Annotated in this window: 12 protein-coding genes; 6 read left to right on the top strand and 6 right to left on the bottom strand. The window is 69.7% G+C overall.

The window, feature by feature from the left end; genetic code table 11:
* Positions 1–744 precede the first annotated feature (744 nt).
* Positions 745–2,805, top strand: a complete 2,061-nt coding sequence (locus tag ABD817_RS23070; protein WP_344920155.1) for a S9 family peptidase — start codon at positions 745–747, stop codon at positions 2,803–2,805.
* Positions 2,802–3,830, top strand: coding sequence for an L-glyceraldehyde 3-phosphate reductase (mgrA, locus tag ABD817_RS23065; RefSeq protein ID WP_344920154.1), 1,029 nt, complete (start codon positions 2,802–2,804; stop codon positions 3,828–3,830). The genes ABD817_RS23070 and mgrA overlap by 4 nt, the downstream gene beginning before the upstream one ends.
* A 70-nt stretch (positions 3,831–3,900) precedes the next feature.
* Here mgrA and ABD817_RS23060 read toward each other — a convergent pair whose 3' ends face one another.
* Positions 3,901–6,327, bottom strand: a complete 2,427-nt coding sequence (locus tag ABD817_RS23060; RefSeq protein WP_344920153.1) for a lysylphosphatidylglycerol synthase transmembrane domain-containing protein — start codon at positions 6,325–6,327, stop codon at positions 3,901–3,903.
* 73 nt (positions 6,328–6,400) lie between these two features.
* On the opposite strand from ABD817_RS23060, the gene ABD817_RS23055 reads away from it, so the two are divergent.
* The 3 genes from ABD817_RS23055 to ABD817_RS23045 all read left to right on the top strand — a co-directional run bounded on the left by ABD817_RS23055 (position 6,401) and on the right by ABD817_RS23045 (position 10,890).
* Positions 6,401–6,838, top strand: a complete 438-nt coding sequence (locus ABD817_RS23055) for an RpiB/LacA/LacB family sugar-phosphate isomerase (RefSeq protein ID WP_344920152.1) — start codon at positions 6,401–6,403, stop codon at positions 6,836–6,838.
* Positions 6,839–6,974: 136 nt separating this feature from the next.
* Positions 6,975–8,780, top strand: coding sequence for a M28 family metallopeptidase (locus ABD817_RS23050; protein ID WP_344920151.1), 1,806 nt, complete (start codon positions 6,975–6,977; stop codon positions 8,778–8,780).
* A 94-nt stretch (positions 8,781–8,874) separates the two neighbouring features.
* A complete protein-coding gene (locus ABD817_RS23045; RefSeq protein WP_344920150.1) occupies positions 8,875–10,890 on the top strand; it encodes a molybdopterin-containing oxidoreductase family protein in 2,016 nt (671 codons plus the stop codon).
* 78 nt (positions 10,891–10,968) lie between these two features.
* On the opposite strand, the gene ABD817_RS23040 is transcribed toward ABD817_RS23045, so the two are convergent.
* Both ABD817_RS23040 and ABD817_RS23035 read right to left on the bottom strand, forming a co-directional pair.
* Positions 10,969–11,667 (bottom strand): response regulator, encoded by a 699-nt coding sequence (locus ABD817_RS23040; RefSeq protein WP_344920149.1) that lies wholly within the window; start codon positions 11,665–11,667, stop codon positions 10,969–10,971.
* Positions 11,664–12,863, bottom strand: a complete 1,200-nt coding sequence (locus ABD817_RS23035) for a sensor histidine kinase (protein WP_344920148.1) — start codon at positions 12,861–12,863, stop codon at positions 11,664–11,666. Before ABD817_RS23035 ends, ABD817_RS23040 begins: the two co-directional genes overlap by 4 nt.
* A gap of 208 nt (positions 12,864–13,071) precedes the next feature.
* On the opposite strand from ABD817_RS23035, the gene ABD817_RS23030 reads away from it, so the two are divergent.
* Complete coding sequence (locus ABD817_RS23030; protein ID WP_344920147.1) at positions 13,072–13,875, top strand: hypothetical protein; 804 nt, start codon at positions 13,072–13,074, stop codon at positions 13,873–13,875.
* 151 nt (positions 13,876–14,026) lie between these two features.
* Here the strand turns inward: ABD817_RS23030 and ABD817_RS23025 are convergent, their stop codons facing one another.
* The 3 genes from ABD817_RS23025 to ABD817_RS23015 are packed head-to-tail and all read right to left on the bottom strand — an operon-like array spanning position 14,027 to position 15,499.
* Positions 14,027–14,848, bottom strand: a complete 822-nt coding sequence (locus tag ABD817_RS23025) for a helix-turn-helix domain-containing protein (RefSeq protein WP_344920146.1) — start codon at positions 14,846–14,848, stop codon at positions 14,027–14,029.
* Positions 14,841–15,338 carry a DUF6879 family protein gene (locus ABD817_RS23020; RefSeq protein ID WP_344920145.1) on the bottom strand — a complete coding sequence of 166 codons (498 nt, stop codon included), beginning with the start codon at positions 15,336–15,338 and terminating at the stop codon, positions 14,841–14,843. The genes ABD817_RS23025 and ABD817_RS23020 overlap by 8 nt, the downstream gene beginning before the upstream one ends.
* Positions 15,335–15,499, bottom strand: coding sequence for a hypothetical protein (locus tag ABD817_RS23015; RefSeq protein ID WP_344920144.1), 165 nt, complete (start codon positions 15,497–15,499; stop codon positions 15,335–15,337). The genes ABD817_RS23020 and ABD817_RS23015 overlap by 4 nt, the downstream gene beginning before the upstream one ends.
* Between the last annotated feature and the right edge of the window lie 23 nt (positions 15,500–15,522).

Genomic DNA, 15,522 nt, shown 5'->3' with positions numbered 1-15,522 from the left:
CCAGCGTTCGTCCTGAGCCAGGATCAAACTCTCCAAACAATGCTTGAACAGTCCTACCCAGCTGAAACCACCCACCACCCAAAGAAGGGGCGGGTGTCATCAACCAAAGGAATCCATCCCCCACCCCAAACAGGGTGGTAGGACGGGGTTGTGCTTCATGCACTGGCTTTTAACACACTGTTGAGTTCTCAAGAAACGGACGCGTACACCATCACCCAGACCCGGCCAACCAGCCGAGTAGAACTCCGGGGCGTTCGTTTTATTTTGTTCTGTTCTTTCGTTGTGCCTTTATTCTTTCAGGCCCGCTTTTTCGTGTCAAACCGGCTTGTTTTGATCCGGTTGATTCGATCTGGCTGGTCCTGCTGGAATTCAGGCGGCTCCGTTTCCAGAGCAACCCCTCAAACTTACCAGCCTCCGAGCGGCTCTGCGAACCGATCTTCGAGACCGTTGGTTTCAAAGGGATTACCGGCAAACACGACACAAGCCATACGGAAGTCACCGGAGTGATTGGAGTGGTTTGCGCCGGACCTTGCCGACGTCAAAAGATTAGCAGCCCCCACGGACCGCTCGAGACGTAACGACGAACCCCGCGACCGTATTCCCCAGACGGAGGAGCCCAGGCGAAGGAGCCCGGCCGGAGGAGCACAGACGGAGGAGCCCAAGGGAACGACACCGGCCAGGCGGGGCGAGCCCGCTGAGCGGGGGGATCCGAACAGGCGCCGGCGGAAACATAGACTCGGCCAGGTGAGCAGTCAGACGCCGCCGACGGCGAAGAAGGTTCCCAGCGAGCGCGTGCACCACGGGGACACCGTGGTCGATGAGTACGCGTGGCTGACGGTCAAGGACGACCCAGAGGTGGTCGCCTACCTGGAGGCGGAGAACGCCTACACGCAGGAGGCGACCGCCCACCTCAAGCCCCTGCAGGAGACGCTCTTCCAGGAGATCAAGGGACGCACCCTGGAGACCGACCTCTCGGTCCCCACCCGCAAGGGCGGCTGGTGGTACTACTCGCGGACGGAGGAGGGCAAGCAGTACGGCATCCAGTGCCGGGTCGCGGCGGACGGCGAGACGCCGCCCGAGTTGAAGGCCGGGGAGGCGCTTCCCGGCGAGGAGATCCTGCTCGACGGCAACGAGCTCGCCGGAGACTCCGACTTCTTCTCGATCGGCACCAGCTCGGTCAGCCCCGACGGCACTCTGCTGGCCTACTCCACCAACTTCACCGGCGACGAGCGCTTCACCCTGCGGGTGAAGAACCTCGCCACCGGCGAGACCCTCCCCGACGAGATCCCCGGCATCTTCTACGGCGGCGCCTGGTCCGCCGACGGCACGACGTTCTTCTACACCACGGTCGACGACGCCTGGCGGCCCAACCAGGTCCACCGGCACGCGATCGGGAGCCCGGCCGAGGACGACGTGCTCGTCCACGAGGAGTCCGACGAGCGGTTCTGGGTCGGCATCGGGCTCAGCCGCAGCGAGCGCTACCTCGTCCTCTCCGCCGGAAGCAAGATCACCAGCGAGGTGCGCCTCCTGGAGGCCGACAACCCCTCCGGTGAGTTCCGCGTCGCCAGGCCCCGGGAGACCGGCGTCGAGTACGGCGTCGACCACGCCGGTGACCACTTCCTGGTCCTGCACAACCGGAACGCGGAGAACTTCGAGCTGGCCACCGCGCCCCTCGACGACCCCGGCGACTGGACGCCGCTCATCGAGCACCGCGCCGACACCCGGCTGCTCGACGTCGACGCCTTCGAGGGCCACACCGTCGTGCACTTCCGCAGGGACGGCCTCACCGGCATCCGTATCCTGCCCCGTGACGGGGAGGCGTACGAGATCCCCTTCCCCGAGCCGATCTACGACGTGGCCCCGTCGGGCAACCCGGAGTTCGTCACGGGACGGCTGCGGCTCGGCTACACCAGCATGATCACTCCGCCGTCGGTCTACGACTACGACCTGAGTGCGGGCGAGCTGGTCCTGCTGAAGCAGAAGGTCGTGCTGGGCGGCTACGACCCGGCCGGCTACGAGCAGTTCCGCGAGTGGGCGACCGCCTCGGACGGCACCCGCGTCCCGATCTCGATCGTGGTCAGGAAGGGCACGGAGCGGCCCGCCCCCACCGTGCTGTACGGCTACGGAAGCTACGAGATCTCGATCGACCCGTCGTTCTCCGTCGCGAGGCTCAGCCTGCTCGACCGGGGCTTCGTCTTCGCCGTCGCGCACGTCAGGGGCGGCGGTGAGATGGGCCGCCGCTGGTACGAGAACGGCAAGTTCCAGCGGAAGAAGAACACGTTCACCGACTTCGTCGCCGCCGCCGAGCACCTCTCCGCCACCGGCTGGTCGAGCGCGATCGTCGCCAGGGGCGGCTCCGCGGGCGGGCTGCTGATGGGCGCGGTCGCCAACCTCGCGCCGGAGACCTTCGCGGGCGTGGTGGCGGAGGTGCCGTTCGTGGACGCGCTGAACACGATCCTCGACCCGTCGCTGCCGCTGACCGTGATCGAATGGGACGAATGGGGCGACCCGCTGCACGATCCCGAGGTGTACGCGTACATGAAGTCGTACACGCCCTACGAGAACGTGGACGGCCGGGTCTACCCGCCGATCCTGGCGATCACCAGCCTGAACGACACCAGGGTTTTCTACCACGAGCCCGCCAAGTGGGTCGCGAAGCTCCGCGACGTCGCGAGCGGCGGGCCGTTCCTGCTCAAAACGGAGATGGGAGCAGGGCACGGCGGCCGTAGCGGCAGGTACGACTCCTGGCGCGAAGAGGCCTTCACCCTCTCCTGGATCCTCGACACGACGAAGGTGGCTCAGTGACGTATATCGCGGCGAACGACAGGTACGACGACCGTCAGCCGTACAACAGGGTCGGCAAGAGCGGGCTCAAGCTGCCCGCCGTCTCCCTGGGGCTCTGGCACAACTTCGGCGACGACAAGTCCTTCGAGGTCCAGCGGGACATCCTGCGCAGGGCCTTCGACCTGGGGGTGACCCACTTCGACCTCGCCAACAACTACGGCCCGCCGCCCGGGACCGCGGAGACCAACTTCGGGCGGCACTTCCGCCAGGACTTCGCCTCGTACCGCGACGAGCTGGTCATCTCCACCAAGGCGGGCTACGACATGTGGCCGGGCCCGTACGGCGAGTGGGGGTCGCGCAAGTACCTGCTGTCCAGCCTGGACCGGTCGCTGGAGCGGATGGGGATCGACTACGTCGACATCTTCTACAGCCACCGGTTCGACCCGGACACCCCGCTCGAGGAGACGATGGGCGCGCTGGACCACGCGGTCCGGTCGGGCAAGGCGCTGTACGCGGGCATCTCGTCCTACTCGCCCGAGCACACCAAGGAGGCCGCGCGGATCCTGCGGGAGATGGGCACGCCGCTGCTGATCCACCAGCCTTCGTACTCGATGCTGAACCGGTGGATCGAGGGTGGGCTGCTCGACGTCCTGGAGGAGGAGGGCGTGGGCTGCATCGCGTTCTCGCCGCTGGCGCAGGGCATGCTGACCGACCGCTACCTGAACGGGATCCCCGAGGGGTCGCGGGCCTCGCAGGGGCGCTTCCTCACCCCGGACATGCTCACCGACGAGGCGATGCGGCACATCCGCACCCTGAACGAGATCGCGGGCCGGCGCGGCCAGTCGCTGGCGCAGATGGCGCTGGCGTGGGCGCTGCGCGACAGGCGCGTCACCTCGGTGCTGATCGGCGCGAGCAGCGTCGGGCAGCTGGAGAACAGCCTCGCGGCGGTGGAGAACCTGTCGTTCGACGACGGGGAGCTGGACGCGATCGACAAGGACGCGGTCGACGCGGGCATCAACATCTGGGCCAGGTCCAGCGAGGCCTGACCCCACCCGTCCGTACGGAGGCCGCCGGTCCGGGTGACCGGCGGCCTCCGTCCGTGTGAAACCTTGAGGGTCAGAGCGCCTCGTGGCGCTGCAGGTACGTGAACGAGGCCCAGCCCGGCAGCACCGGCAGCCAGAAGGTGAGCAGCCGGAACAGCAGCACCGCCGAGGTGGCCTGCTCGGCGGACATGCCCGACAGGGTCAGGCCGGCCGTGAGGGAGACCTCGACGGCGCCGAGCCCGCCGGGGGTCGGGGCGGCCGAGCCGATGGCGTTGCCCGCGAGGAAGACGATGGCGACGGCGGCGAAGTTGATGGAGCCGCCGAAGGCGCGGACGCAGGCGTCCAGGCAGACCACGAAGGACAGGGTGAGCAGCAGGGTGCCGCCGAAGCCCTCGACGATCTTCTTGGGCGACTGGAGGATGTCGAGCAGGCGCGGGATGACGCCGGAGAACAGCGACCGGAGCCGCGCGGTGATCATGCGGCGCAGGCGCGGCACGCTCACGATGACCAGGATCAGCACGGCCACGGCGAGCAGCGTGATCACCAGGGTGCGCGACGGGGTGAACGACGAGGCGGTGTTGGAACCGGTGATGTAGGCGAACAGCAGCAGCAGCGCGATGTGGAAGGCCAGTCCGATGAGCTGCGAGGCGCCCACGCTGGCCACCGCCTGCCCCGGGGGGACACCGCGTTTCTGCAGGTAACGGGTGTTGATCGCGACCCCGCTCACCGCGGCGGGCGCGACGAGCTTGACGAACGACCCGGCGAACTGGACGAGCACCGTACGGCCGAGGGGCAGTTTCTCCGGTACGAAGCCCATCAGCATGAGGGCGGCGGCGACGTAGCTCAACGTCGCGGCGACCAGCGCCACCCCGGTCCAGCTCCACTTGGCCGACGTGATCATGTTGAGGTTGATCTGGGTCAGGTAGTAAACCAGGAAGTACGCGGCGAACGCGGTGCCGATGATGGTGATCAGGGTCCGGGGGCGGAAGCGCTCCAGGCGCACCTCCTCGGCCTCGGCCCTCGGCTTGAGCTCGACGATCCGATCGCGGATCTCGGTGAGCAGCTCCTTGTCCTTGGTGAGCGCGGCCCTGGTCTCGCGGGTGAGAGCGATCCGCTGGAGCAGGGGGAGCGCGTCGGCGAGCACTCCGGCCCCCGCCACGGCCGCGGCGGCGTCGACCGCCCGCTGTGCGCCGACGCGCAGGCTGAGGTAGGTGAGCAGCTGGGCGATGTCGAGGCGGAGCAGCAGGTCACCGGCGGCTATCTCGCCGCTGCGGGCGTCCATCAGGATCACCCGGCCCTCGCCGTCGACGTGGATGCTGTCGCCGGTCAGCCGCCGGTGGGCGAGCCGCTGGACCTGCAGCAGCAGGACCTGCTCCCAGATCTGGGCGAGCAGGTTGTCGTCGATCTCCTTGTCGGGGATGTTGTCGAGCGCGCGGGTGGGGGTGTGCTCGTAGGCGAGCAGCGCGGCCTCGGTGCCGATCTCGCTGGTGCCGACGAGCCTGGGGGTGCTCGCTCCGGCCGCCTGCGCGGCGTACGCCATGAGGGCCTCGCGCTCCAGCTCGGCGCGGAGCGAGCGGATGGCCTTTCGGCGGGTCTCGGAGTTGAGGCGGATGCGCCGCCAGAGGCGGTAGAGGACCCCGGCGACCTGGCGGTCACGGTCGAGGACGGTGACGTCGAGGCGGCTGCCGTCCTTGAGGCCGACGGCGTAGCGGCGGCTGCTCTGGTGGTCGTCGTCGAGCCTGCGAGCCCTGACGGGGACGAAGCCCAGCTTGCGGAGCGCCACGATGATCGCGCTGCCCGGGGGGCGGGTGTTGGGGCTGCCCACGCCGTACAGGGTGGCGTAGCCGACGGCGAGCCCGACGAGGATGGAGACGACGATGCCGAGGATGGTCGCGGCGAGCCCGGCGAACAGGGCGACGGCGTTGAGCGCGACCGCGCTCCACAGGGCCGCCCGCCAGGTGGGACGGCGGGATATCCGCACCGCGGTGACGTAGGCGATGATCGGGGTGAGCAGGGTGTTGACCGGCTCGACCCCGGCCCGTCCGCCGGTCAGCAGGACCCGCAGGTCCTCGGGCCCCGCGTTGAGGATCCACTCGCCGAGCACGAAGGAGAACACCATCGCGGCGATGGCCGCGAAGAGCCCCTCGGCCACCCTGAGGCCGTCGCGGTGGAGCACCCGCTCGATGGCGAAGGCGACGGGCACGCCGAGCATCGCCGACGCGCTCAGCACCCCGGCCAGCCCGCTGAGCAGGAACGGCGCCCGGCTGGTGCCGTCGGCGACGTCGCCCTCCAGGCCGTTCAGGGTCTTCTTGGCGACGAGGGCGAGCAGGACCACGGCCGTGAGCGCGAGCAGGGTCGCCAGGAACCTCAGCAGGTCGGAGGGGCGGCGGATCCGCTGCGGGAGCAGCGGCTCGACGACGTGCACGGCGAGATCGTCGTCCGTCGTCGGCCGGGTGCCGTCGACGGACGCCGTTTCGTCCAGTTCCCCGATTTTCGTCACCGCCTGCGATTCTGCACGTTTCGCATTACAGGTGCGTCACCGATCTTCTCCTTCAGTGTCCACAATCAGAGTCATGCGTATCTCAGTGGCCTCCGACAGTCTTGACGGTGTGGCTTCCATCTTGGTCTCCGAAATCGAAAAACGAGGTCACACGGTGATACCGCACGGTGCCGTGGCCGACGAGCGGGCCGATTGGGCGTGGTGCTGCGCGCGTGCCGCCGGGGATGTGGCCTCGGGATCGGCCGACCAGGCGATCGTGTGCTGCTGGACCGGGACGGGCGCGTCGATCGCGGCGAACAAGGTGCCCGGCGTGCGGGCGGCGCTGTGCGCGGACGCGGCCACGGCGGACGGGGCACGTCGCTGGAACGACGCCAACGTGCTGGCGATCAGCCTCCGGTTGACCTCCGCTCCCCTGCTCGGGGAGATCCTCGACGCCTGGTTCGCCGGAAGCCCGAGCCTCGACGAGGGGGACCAGGCGAACATAGCGTACCTGTCACAGATGGAGAATTGACCATTCTACCTGCGGAAACAATCAATTTGATGGTGGACGGCCTGAAAGGCTGAACATCATGTTCCGTCACCCGCCCGTGCCCCGCCGTGTCACGTCCGAGGGGCGGGAAACCCCCTCCATCGCCCCCGGGAAGTTGATGGCCGCGATCACCGTGGTCTCGGTCGTGTCCCTGACCGCCGTGTCCGCCGCGTCCACCGTCCCGGCCGGCGCGGCACCGATTCGGGGAGAGGGCTCCGCGGTGGCGGCACCGGTTCGGGGAGAGGGCTTCGCGCCCGCCACGGTGGCGGCACCGGTTCGGGGAGGTGACGGCTCCGTGCCCGGCGCGACGTCCGCCGTTCCGGCCGGTGTGGCGCCGACCCCCGGGAACGGCTCGGAACCGCCGCCCGGGAGCCCTCTGCCGCCGGACGCGAAGACGTTCGGGTCGTCGGTCAGGCTCGCGGCCCTCAAAGGGCATCTGGAGAGGCTCCAGGCCATCGCCGACGCCAACGGCGGCAATCGGGCGGCGGCCACGCCGGGCTACGACGCCTCGTTGGCCTACGTAGCGAACAGGCTCCGCGACGCCGGATACCGGGTCACCGTGCAGGAGTTCAAGATCTCCTTCTTCCGCGAGACCACGCCCCCCGTGCTGGAGCGGAAACTGCCCTCGGTCAAGACGTACCGGCCCGGCACCGACTTCAGGACCATGACGTACTCCGGCTCGGGAAAGGTGACGGCTCCGGTGCAGGGGGTCGACCTGGTGCTGCCGTCGGAGAAGGCGCCGGAATCCACCTCGGGGTGTGAGGCGAGTGACTTCTCCACCTTCGTCCGGGGCAACATCGCGCTGATCCAGCGCGGCGCCTGCAGCTTCCAGGCCAAGGCGGAGCAGGCCGAGGCCGCCGGCGCGTCCGGTGTGATCATCTTCAACGACGGCCGGGCGGTCCAGGGAGCCGGGGACCGCAAGGGCCTGCTCGGCGGCTCGATCAACACCTCCGCCGTGCACATCCCGGTCGTCGGCACCGATTTCGCGACCGGTGAGGAGCTGGCGGCGCCGCGAACGACGGCGACGCTCGTCGTGGACGCCGAGAACGTCCCCGACCGCAGGACGCGCAACCTCATCGCCGAGAGCCGCTGGGGTGACCCGGACAGGGTCGTCATGCTCGGCGCCCACCTGGACAGCGTCGTGGCGGGCCCCGGCATCAACGACAACGGCTCGGGGACCGCGGGCCTCCTGGAGACGGCGCTGGCGGCGAAGTCGCTCCGGACGAAGAACAGGCTGCGCTTCGCCTTCTGGGGCGGCGAGGAGCTGGGCCTGCTCGGTTCGAAGTACTACGTGGCAGCCCTGCCCGCCGCGGAGCGGGAGAAGATCAAGGTTTACCTGAACTTCGACATGATCGCCTCGCCCAACTACGTGTTCGGGATCTACGACGGCGACTCGTCCGGTACGACCGTCGGCGCGACCCCGCCCGCCGGATCGGGGCAGATCGAGAAGCTCTTCCAGGCGTACTTCACGGCGGTGGGCGAGCCGTACCAGGACGCCGAGTTCAGCGGCCGGTCCGACTACGGCCCCTTCATCGCGGTCGGCATCCCCTCGGGCGGGCTGTTCACCGGCGCGGAGCGCATCAAGACCGCCGACGAGGCCGAGAGGTTCGGCGGCACCGCCGGGGTCGCGTACGACAGGTGCTACCACCAGGCGTGCGACACCACCGCCAACATCAACGACAGGGCGCTGGCGGTGAACAGCGGCGCGATCGCGACGGCGACGTTCGTCTACGCGTACGCCCGCGACCTCCCCAGGGATTCCACCGGCCCGGTGGATCCCCGGGGTCCCAGGAGCCCCGAGGGGCCCGGCAAGGGCGCCGTCGTCCCCGGCAGGACGGGAACCGGCGCGGGCGGCCTGGAACCCGGCCACGGCCACGCGCATGACCACGGGCACGGCCACGAGCACGGCGGCCTGCTCGGGTAACGCGGGGGCCGTACCACGTACAGGCGCGGGAAGAACGGGTGTGAGAGGGACGGTCGCGTGTGTCCCGGTCAGGGGGCGCGGCTACAGTCGGGACATGTCGTCAGGCGAACTGCGAGTGCTGGGGGCGTGCCCGCTGGACTGCCCCGACACCTGCTCCTGGGTGGTGACCGTCCAGGACGGTGATGCCGTCAAGATGCGCGGCAACCCGGACCATCCGTACACCCGGGGCGCGCTCTGCGTGAAGGTCAACCGCTACCTGGAGCACACCCGGGCGGCCGACCGCATCCTGCACCCGATGCGGCGGATCGGCCCGAAGGGGTCCGGCCGGTTCGAGCGGATCAGCTGGGACGAGGCCCTGGAGGAGATCTCCGTACGGCTGCGGGACATCGTCGACGAGCACGGCGGCGAGGCGATCTGGCCCTACCTGGGCACCGGCACGCTGGGATACGTCCAGGGGTCGGAGGGGATCGCCGGGAGGCGGTTCTGGAACGTCCTGGGGGCGTCGAGGCACTTCCTGAACATCTGCTCCTCGGCCGGGAACACCGGGCTGCGGCAGGTCTACGGCACACCCGGCGGCATGGACCCGGAGACGTTCGCCCTGTCCAGGCTCATCCTGCTGTGGGGGACGAACACGCTGACCACCGGCCACCACCTGTGGAAGTTCGTCCAGGACGCCCGCGCGGCCGGGGCGCACGTGGTGGCGATCGACCCGATCCGCACCCGCACCGCCGAGCAGGCCGACGAGCACCTGCCGATCAGGCCCGGCACCGACGCGGCCCTCGCCCTGGGGCTGATGAACGTCGTCCTCGCCGAGGGCGCCGAGGACCGCGACTACCTGGAGAACCACACGAGCGGCTGGGAGAACCTCCGCGAGGAGATCCTGCGCCACCCCCCGGCGCGGGTGGCGGAGATCACCGGGCTGCCCGAATCCGACATCCGGGCCCTGGGGACGCGCCTGGCGCGTACGCGGCCCACCGGCATCCGGGCCACCATGGGCGTGCAGCGGCACGCGGGCGGCGGCACCGCGATGCGCACGATCGCCGCCATCCCCGGCGTGACCGGCGACTGGCGCCACCCGGGCGGCGGGATCGCGTACTCCACCAGCGGGCACGTCCACCTGAACATCGACACCCGCGACGACCTGCTCCCCGGGCCGGTCCGCACGCTCACCATGACCCGGCTCGCCGACGAGCTGGACGAGTCGGTCAGGTGCCTGTGGGTGTACGCGGCCAACCCGATGGGTTCCACCTCCGGCCAGAACCGGGTCCGCGAGAGGCTGCTGCGCGAGGACCTGTTCACCGTCGTGATGGAGCAGTTCCCGACCGACACCGTCGACTACGCCGACATCGTCCTCCCCGCCACCATGCAGATCGAGCACGCCGACCTGCACGCGGGGTACGGGCACATGTACCTGCTGTGGAACGAGCCCGCCGTCGAGCCGCCGGGCGAGTGCCTGTCCACCACCGAGACGTTCCGCCGCCTGGCGCGGCACATGGGGCTCACCGAGCCGTCCCTGTACGACTCCGACCTGGAGCTGGCCGAGCAGCTGCTCACCTCGGGGCATCCCTCCCTGGAGGGGATCACGCTCGACCGGCTGCGCAAGGAGGGCTGGGTTCGTCTCAGCGTCCCCCAGCCGTTCGTGCCGTTCACCGACGGGTTCCCGACGCCCTCGGGCCGGATGGAGTTCGGCCCGGGACCGGCCTACGTCCCCTCGCACACGGCCTCGGCCGCGCCGGGGCCGTACCCGCTGGCGCTCATCACGCCCGCCTCCCACACCTTCCTCAACACCACCTTCGGCAACAACCCCGAGCTGCTGAAGCGCTCGAAGGGCCCGCGGATCCTGGTCAACCCCGAGGACGCCTCACGGAGGGGGCTGAGCGAGGGACAGCGGGCCCGGGTGTTCAACGACGACGGCGAGTTCGAGGCCGTGGTGGAGATCAGCGAGAAGGTACGGCCCGGCGTGGTCGCGTCCACCAAGGGACACTGGCGCAAGCTCAGCGCGGGGGGCGCGACGGCGAACGCCGTGGTGGCCGCCCGCGACGCCGACATGGGCCGGGGCGCCGTCTACCACGACAACCTCGTCGAACTCGCCCCGCTCGTGACCGGATAACCGTCGAACCCCGTCAACCCGTCGAACCCGGCGCGGGCGGCCTCGGCCGCGCGCCCGCCGGCCGTTCACCCCTGGAGATCATGACGAGGGCGGGCCGGTGACGAGCCCGCCCTCGTAGGCCGCGATGACGAGCTGGGCCCGGTCACGGGCAGGCAGTTTGGCCAGGAGACGGCTGATGTGGGTCTTGACCGTACCGACGGTGAGGTGAAGGTGCTCCGCGATCTCGGAGTTGGACATCCCCCTGCCGATGAGGGCGAGCACCTCGCGTTCGCGCTGGGTGATGTCGTCGAGGTCCCGCCGGGCCGGGGCGGGGCGGGGGCGCAGGAAGTCGGCGATGAGCCGGCGGGTGACGGTGGGCGCGAGCAGTGCCTCGCCGGAGGCGACGACCCGGATGGCGGTCAGGAGCTCGGTCGCCGTCGCGCTCTTGACGAGGAACCCGCTGGCACCGGCCCTGAGCGACGCGTACACATATTCGTCCTGGTCGAAGGTGGTGAGGATCAGGACGCGAACGCCGGCACCGGCCGGGTCGGCGCAGATACGCCTGGTCGCCTCGATGCCGTCCATGTCCGGCATCGACACGTCCATCAGGACGACGTCCGGCCGCCACCGGCGGGCCAGGAGCACGGCCTCGGCGCCGGTACCCGCCTCGCCCACGGTGGCCAGCCCCGGTGTGGTGTCGATGAGGACCTTGAGGCTGTCACGCAACAGAACCTGGTCCTCGGCGAGCAGGACCCGGATGGGCGGGGGCGGATCGTGCGGGGTGGCGTCGGCGGTCATGTCACGCCGCCGTTCGGGTCGTAGGGCAGTCGGGCCGCCACTCGGAAGCCTCCTTCCGGCCGGGATCCCGCGCTGAACGTGCCTCCGTACATCCTGGCCCGTTCGCGCATGCCGATCAGGCCGTGCCCGCCGTGGCCCGCTCGCGGCGGGCGGCCGTGGCGGGGGCCGTCGTCGACGACCTCGACCACGGCCTCCCGCCCGTCGACCTCCACGGTGACCGAGCAGCGGGTGGGCCCCGCGTGGGTGATGACGTTGGTCAGCGCCTGTTGCACGATCCGGTACACCGACACCGCGACCGCGGGAGGCAGCGCGGCGTCCTCGCGGACCGTCAGGTCCACCTCGACCCCGGCCGAGCGGGCGTCGGCGGCGAGTCCGGGCAGGCCCGCCACACCCGGGACGGGCAGGCGGGCCTCCTGCAGGTCGCCGTCGGAGCGCAGGAGGCCGAGCACCCGGTGGATCTCGGTGAGCGTGCTCCGGCTGGTCTGCTCGATGACGGCCAGCGCGGCGCGTACCTCCTGCGGGCGGGCGTCGGCGACATGGTTGGCCACGGTGGCCTTGACGGCGATCAGGCTCATGCTGTGGCCGATGACATCGTGCAGTTCCCGGGCGATGCGCCTGCGCTCGTCGGCCACCGCGGCGTCGGAGAGGTGGCGAACGAGGCGAGCGGTCATGTCCCGCTTCCAGCGGACGGTCGTCCCGACGGCCCATCCGGTGACCAGCAGCACGCAGATCACGCCGATCTCGATCGGCCAGGACGGCGGCATCTCGCTGGGCGTTGCCGCGGGCGGGAGGCCGGGGAGCACCCGTTCGTAGAAGACCAGGATCGCGGTCACCGCGCCGAACACGCACGCCGCCAGGCCCGTCACCGACCATCGGACCGGGACGGTGGCGGCCACCACGTACAGCACGAGCACGGTCGGCACGAAGGACAGCCAGGTCACGCCCACCGCGACGGCACCGGCCACGGTCACCAGCACGCCCGTGACGCACGCCAGGGCGAGCATGATCCGTGGCCGGCGCCGCCGGACGGCGATCGGGAGGCTCACGGCCGCCGCCACCGGCCAGGCCGACCAGGCGGGCCACCACGACGACGATCCCGGCGGATCGACGATGGCGTATCCGACGAGCAGCGCCACGACAACCGCCACCGCCGCGTCGGCGGCGCCCCTCCCGCCGAGCCGTCGAGCCCACTCCATGACGAGAAGCTATCGCCTCGCCGGATCACCCGGCATCCGCCCACGGTCAGACGCCCGTATCTGTCCGGGGTCGTACCACCGGTTCGTGCGCGGTGGCCAAGATGCGACCCGAGCCAGACGCGTCCCCGCCGCACCGCCCGTCACCATGCTGATGCGCCCGGCGTACCACGCCGGAACGCACCACAACCGACAGGATGGACGGACACCCATGAACGTCGCGCCGCGCGGACGAATCACACGATGGCGACAGGCCGACGCGGACCGGCGGGCCGCCAACGCCGAGGCCAACCTGAACCGGCAACCCGCGTTTCCCGGACGGTGGGTGAGCGCCTTCTCGCTGATCGTCGGCCCCACCCTGCTCATGACCGGGATTCTCCTGCGCTCCCAGTTCCACTACTTTTTCCCTCAGCAGCTCACCGCCTATACCCAGCACCCCACCCTCATCACCGTCTCCTACGCCTGCTTCGCCTTCGGGATCGTCCTGCTGTGGCCGGCGATCATGACGCTGGCGCAGCGGATCGCCGCCACCAACCCACTGTGGGGGATGTGGGGCGGCTGTCTGGTGATCCTCGGCCTGTTCACCCGGACCTTCCAGTTCGGCACCGACCACCTGGCCTTTCACCTGACCGACAGCTTCGGCCTGCAAGCGATGATCACCGGCATCGACGACTACTACCTGGCCTGGCGGGACACGCGCTGGCACCCGTTCAGGGCACTGTCGGGGCCTGCCTTCCTCGGCTGGGTCGTGCTGGCCATCGGCGCCTACCGCTCCGGCGCCCTGGGGCTGGGCCGCTCGATCGCACTCGGCCTGATGTCGGCGCTCGCGCTCGGAACGCTCAAGGGCACCGAACCGCAGTCCGTCATCGCCGTGGGCGGCCTCTGCGTCGCGCTCATCCCCCTGGGAATCTCCCTGCTGCGCGGCGGCCCTCTACCGACCAGACGCGCCCTGCTGTGGGTCGTCGTCTTCATCGTCTGGCACATCCTCGGCACGCTCTACGGTCCGAGAGGATGACGACGCCCGTGTTCCGCCCGCGCATCCCCGGCCACGGGCCTGGCCTCGCCCACCGGCCAGCGACCCCGGCCGCTGTATCCACTGCTTTCCGAGGCCGTACCCTCACCCCCGAGAAGCGGCACGGACGACCGCGAGGACTTTCCGGCTCACGTCACTCCGCGAGCTGCCCAAGGATCGTCCGGGCGGAGTCGTCGAAGAGGGCGACCGTGGACAGGTCCTCGAACAACCGGACGTACGTCTCCACGTCACGCGAGTCGGTCAGGGTCAGCTCGGACGTGTAGGTCTCCACCGCCACCCGCTGCTCATCGAAGATCGCGAAGCCGTGCAGGGCGACGCGGGGCAGCTCCGCCGACCAGGGCACGATGCCGAGCCGGACATTGGTCAGCGTGGAAAGGTTCGCCAGCCGATCGAGCTGTGCGCGCATCACCGCCGCAGGACCGAGTCGCACCCTCAGGGCGGCCTCGGTGATGAGGAACTCGAACCGGTGATCGGAGGAATAGAGCAGGGTCTGGCGTTCCATCCGAGCCGCCACCGCCCGCGACATCTCCTCCTCGCTGAGGAACATGCTCCTGACGAAGATCTGCCGTGCGTACTCGGCGGTCTGGAGCAGGCCGGGAACCACCGCCGGATGAAACGACCGGCGTAGCGCCGTGGCCCGCTCCCGCTCAGCCAACATCGTCTGCTTGGCCTCTCCTCGGCCGCCGGACCTTCGCCATGTCGCGATGTCGGTGCTGATCCTCGTCAGCTCTTCGAGCAGATCCTCCCGCGTCTCGGAGCCCAGCCCGATGGCCTCCGACAACCGGGTGACCATCTCGACCGAGGGCAGCATCTTCCCAGTCTCGATCTTTGAGATGGTCGGCTGCGTGACTCCGGCCGTCATCGCGAGACGCTTGCCACTTATGCCTGCGGCCTCGCGGAGCTCGCGCATACGCCCACCGAACTGGCGGAGCTGGCGTGACCGGTAATCATCCATCCCGCCATGATGCCAGCGGTCGCGCCACCTGCCAGGCAAGGTCACGAGCGAGGACATATGCCCGCGCATCACCCTGGTGCAGCTCTCGCCCGGTCAACTCATCCTCGTCGTTGTAATGCATGAGCACGACCGTGCTCTCGTCGAACAGCCAGAAATCCGTGGCCGGAACGCCTTCGGGTACCCGCTCGCGCTCGACGAGCCGGATCTCCTCGCCGAACGCCGAATTCCTGGCGTAGCTTTCCATCTCCCACCGGACGTACTCGCTCAAGGGCAGCTCCACCACGTGGACGCGTCGCATCCGGACGCCTCTGGGGATCAGCGACGTGAGCCGCTCCTGCCAGGGCGTGACCGCATCGGACCAGGGGGCTCCGGACCTCCACGCGGCGAGCCGCGCCTCCTCGCCCGCGACCTTGTACGCCTGCCGGACTTCCAGCCGGAACACGTCGCGGGTCGAGGAGGCGAACAGCTCGCCCAGGTTGGCAGTGGTCACAGGCCGCGCAGCATCTCGGCGGGGACCTCGATCGCCATCTCACCGTCCGGCGTGGTGATCGCGTTGAACACATCGCCCTGCACGACGTACGTCCCCCGATCGGTCTTGAACACCTTGGGGCAGTCGTCACCCTCACACCCGCGCAGCTGGACCAGTTGCATGCCTGTCCTCCAGTGGTGTTGCC

Origin of the sequence: Streptosporangium oxazolinicum, from assembly GCF_039537505.1 — a bacterium.
GTDB lineage: Bacteria > Actinomycetota > Actinomycetes > Streptosporangiales > Streptosporangiaceae > Streptosporangium > Streptosporangium oxazolinicum.
Note: the sequence above shows the minus strand (reverse complement) of the source record. Positions and strands in the feature narration are given on the sequence as shown.

What these genes read in the sequence shown, in the direction of transcription:
- ABD817_RS23015 (WP_344920144.1), bottom strand. Translation starts at nt 15,499, where the DNA reads ATGCAACTGGTCCAGCTGCGCGGGTGTGAGGGTGACGACTGCCCCAAG.
- ABD817_RS23055 (WP_344920152.1), top strand. Translation starts at nt 6,401, where the DNA reads ATGCGTATCTCAGTGGCCTCCGACAGTCTTGACGGTGTGGCTTCCATC.
- ABD817_RS23050 (WP_344920151.1), top strand. Translation starts at nt 6,975, where the DNA reads ATGGCCGCGATCACCGTGGTCTCGGTCGTGTCCCTGACCGCCGTGTCC.
- ABD817_RS23030 (WP_344920147.1), top strand. Translation starts at nt 13,072, where the DNA reads ATGAACGTCGCGCCGCGCGGACGAATCACACGATGGCGACAGGCCGAC.
- ABD817_RS23040 (WP_344920149.1), bottom strand. Translation starts at nt 11,667, where the DNA reads ATGACCGCCGACGCCACCCCGCACGATCCGCCCCCGCCCATCCGGGTC.
- ABD817_RS23045 (WP_344920150.1), top strand. Translation starts at nt 8,875, where the DNA reads ATGTCGTCAGGCGAACTGCGAGTGCTGGGGGCGTGCCCGCTGGACTGC.
- ABD817_RS23025 (WP_344920146.1), bottom strand. Translation starts at nt 14,848, where the DNA reads ATGGATGATTACCGGTCACGCCAGCTCCGCCAGTTCGGTGGGCGTATG.
- ABD817_RS23035 (WP_344920148.1), bottom strand. Translation starts at nt 12,863, where the DNA reads ATGGAGTGGGCTCGACGGCTCGGCGGGAGGGGCGCCGCCGACGCGGCG.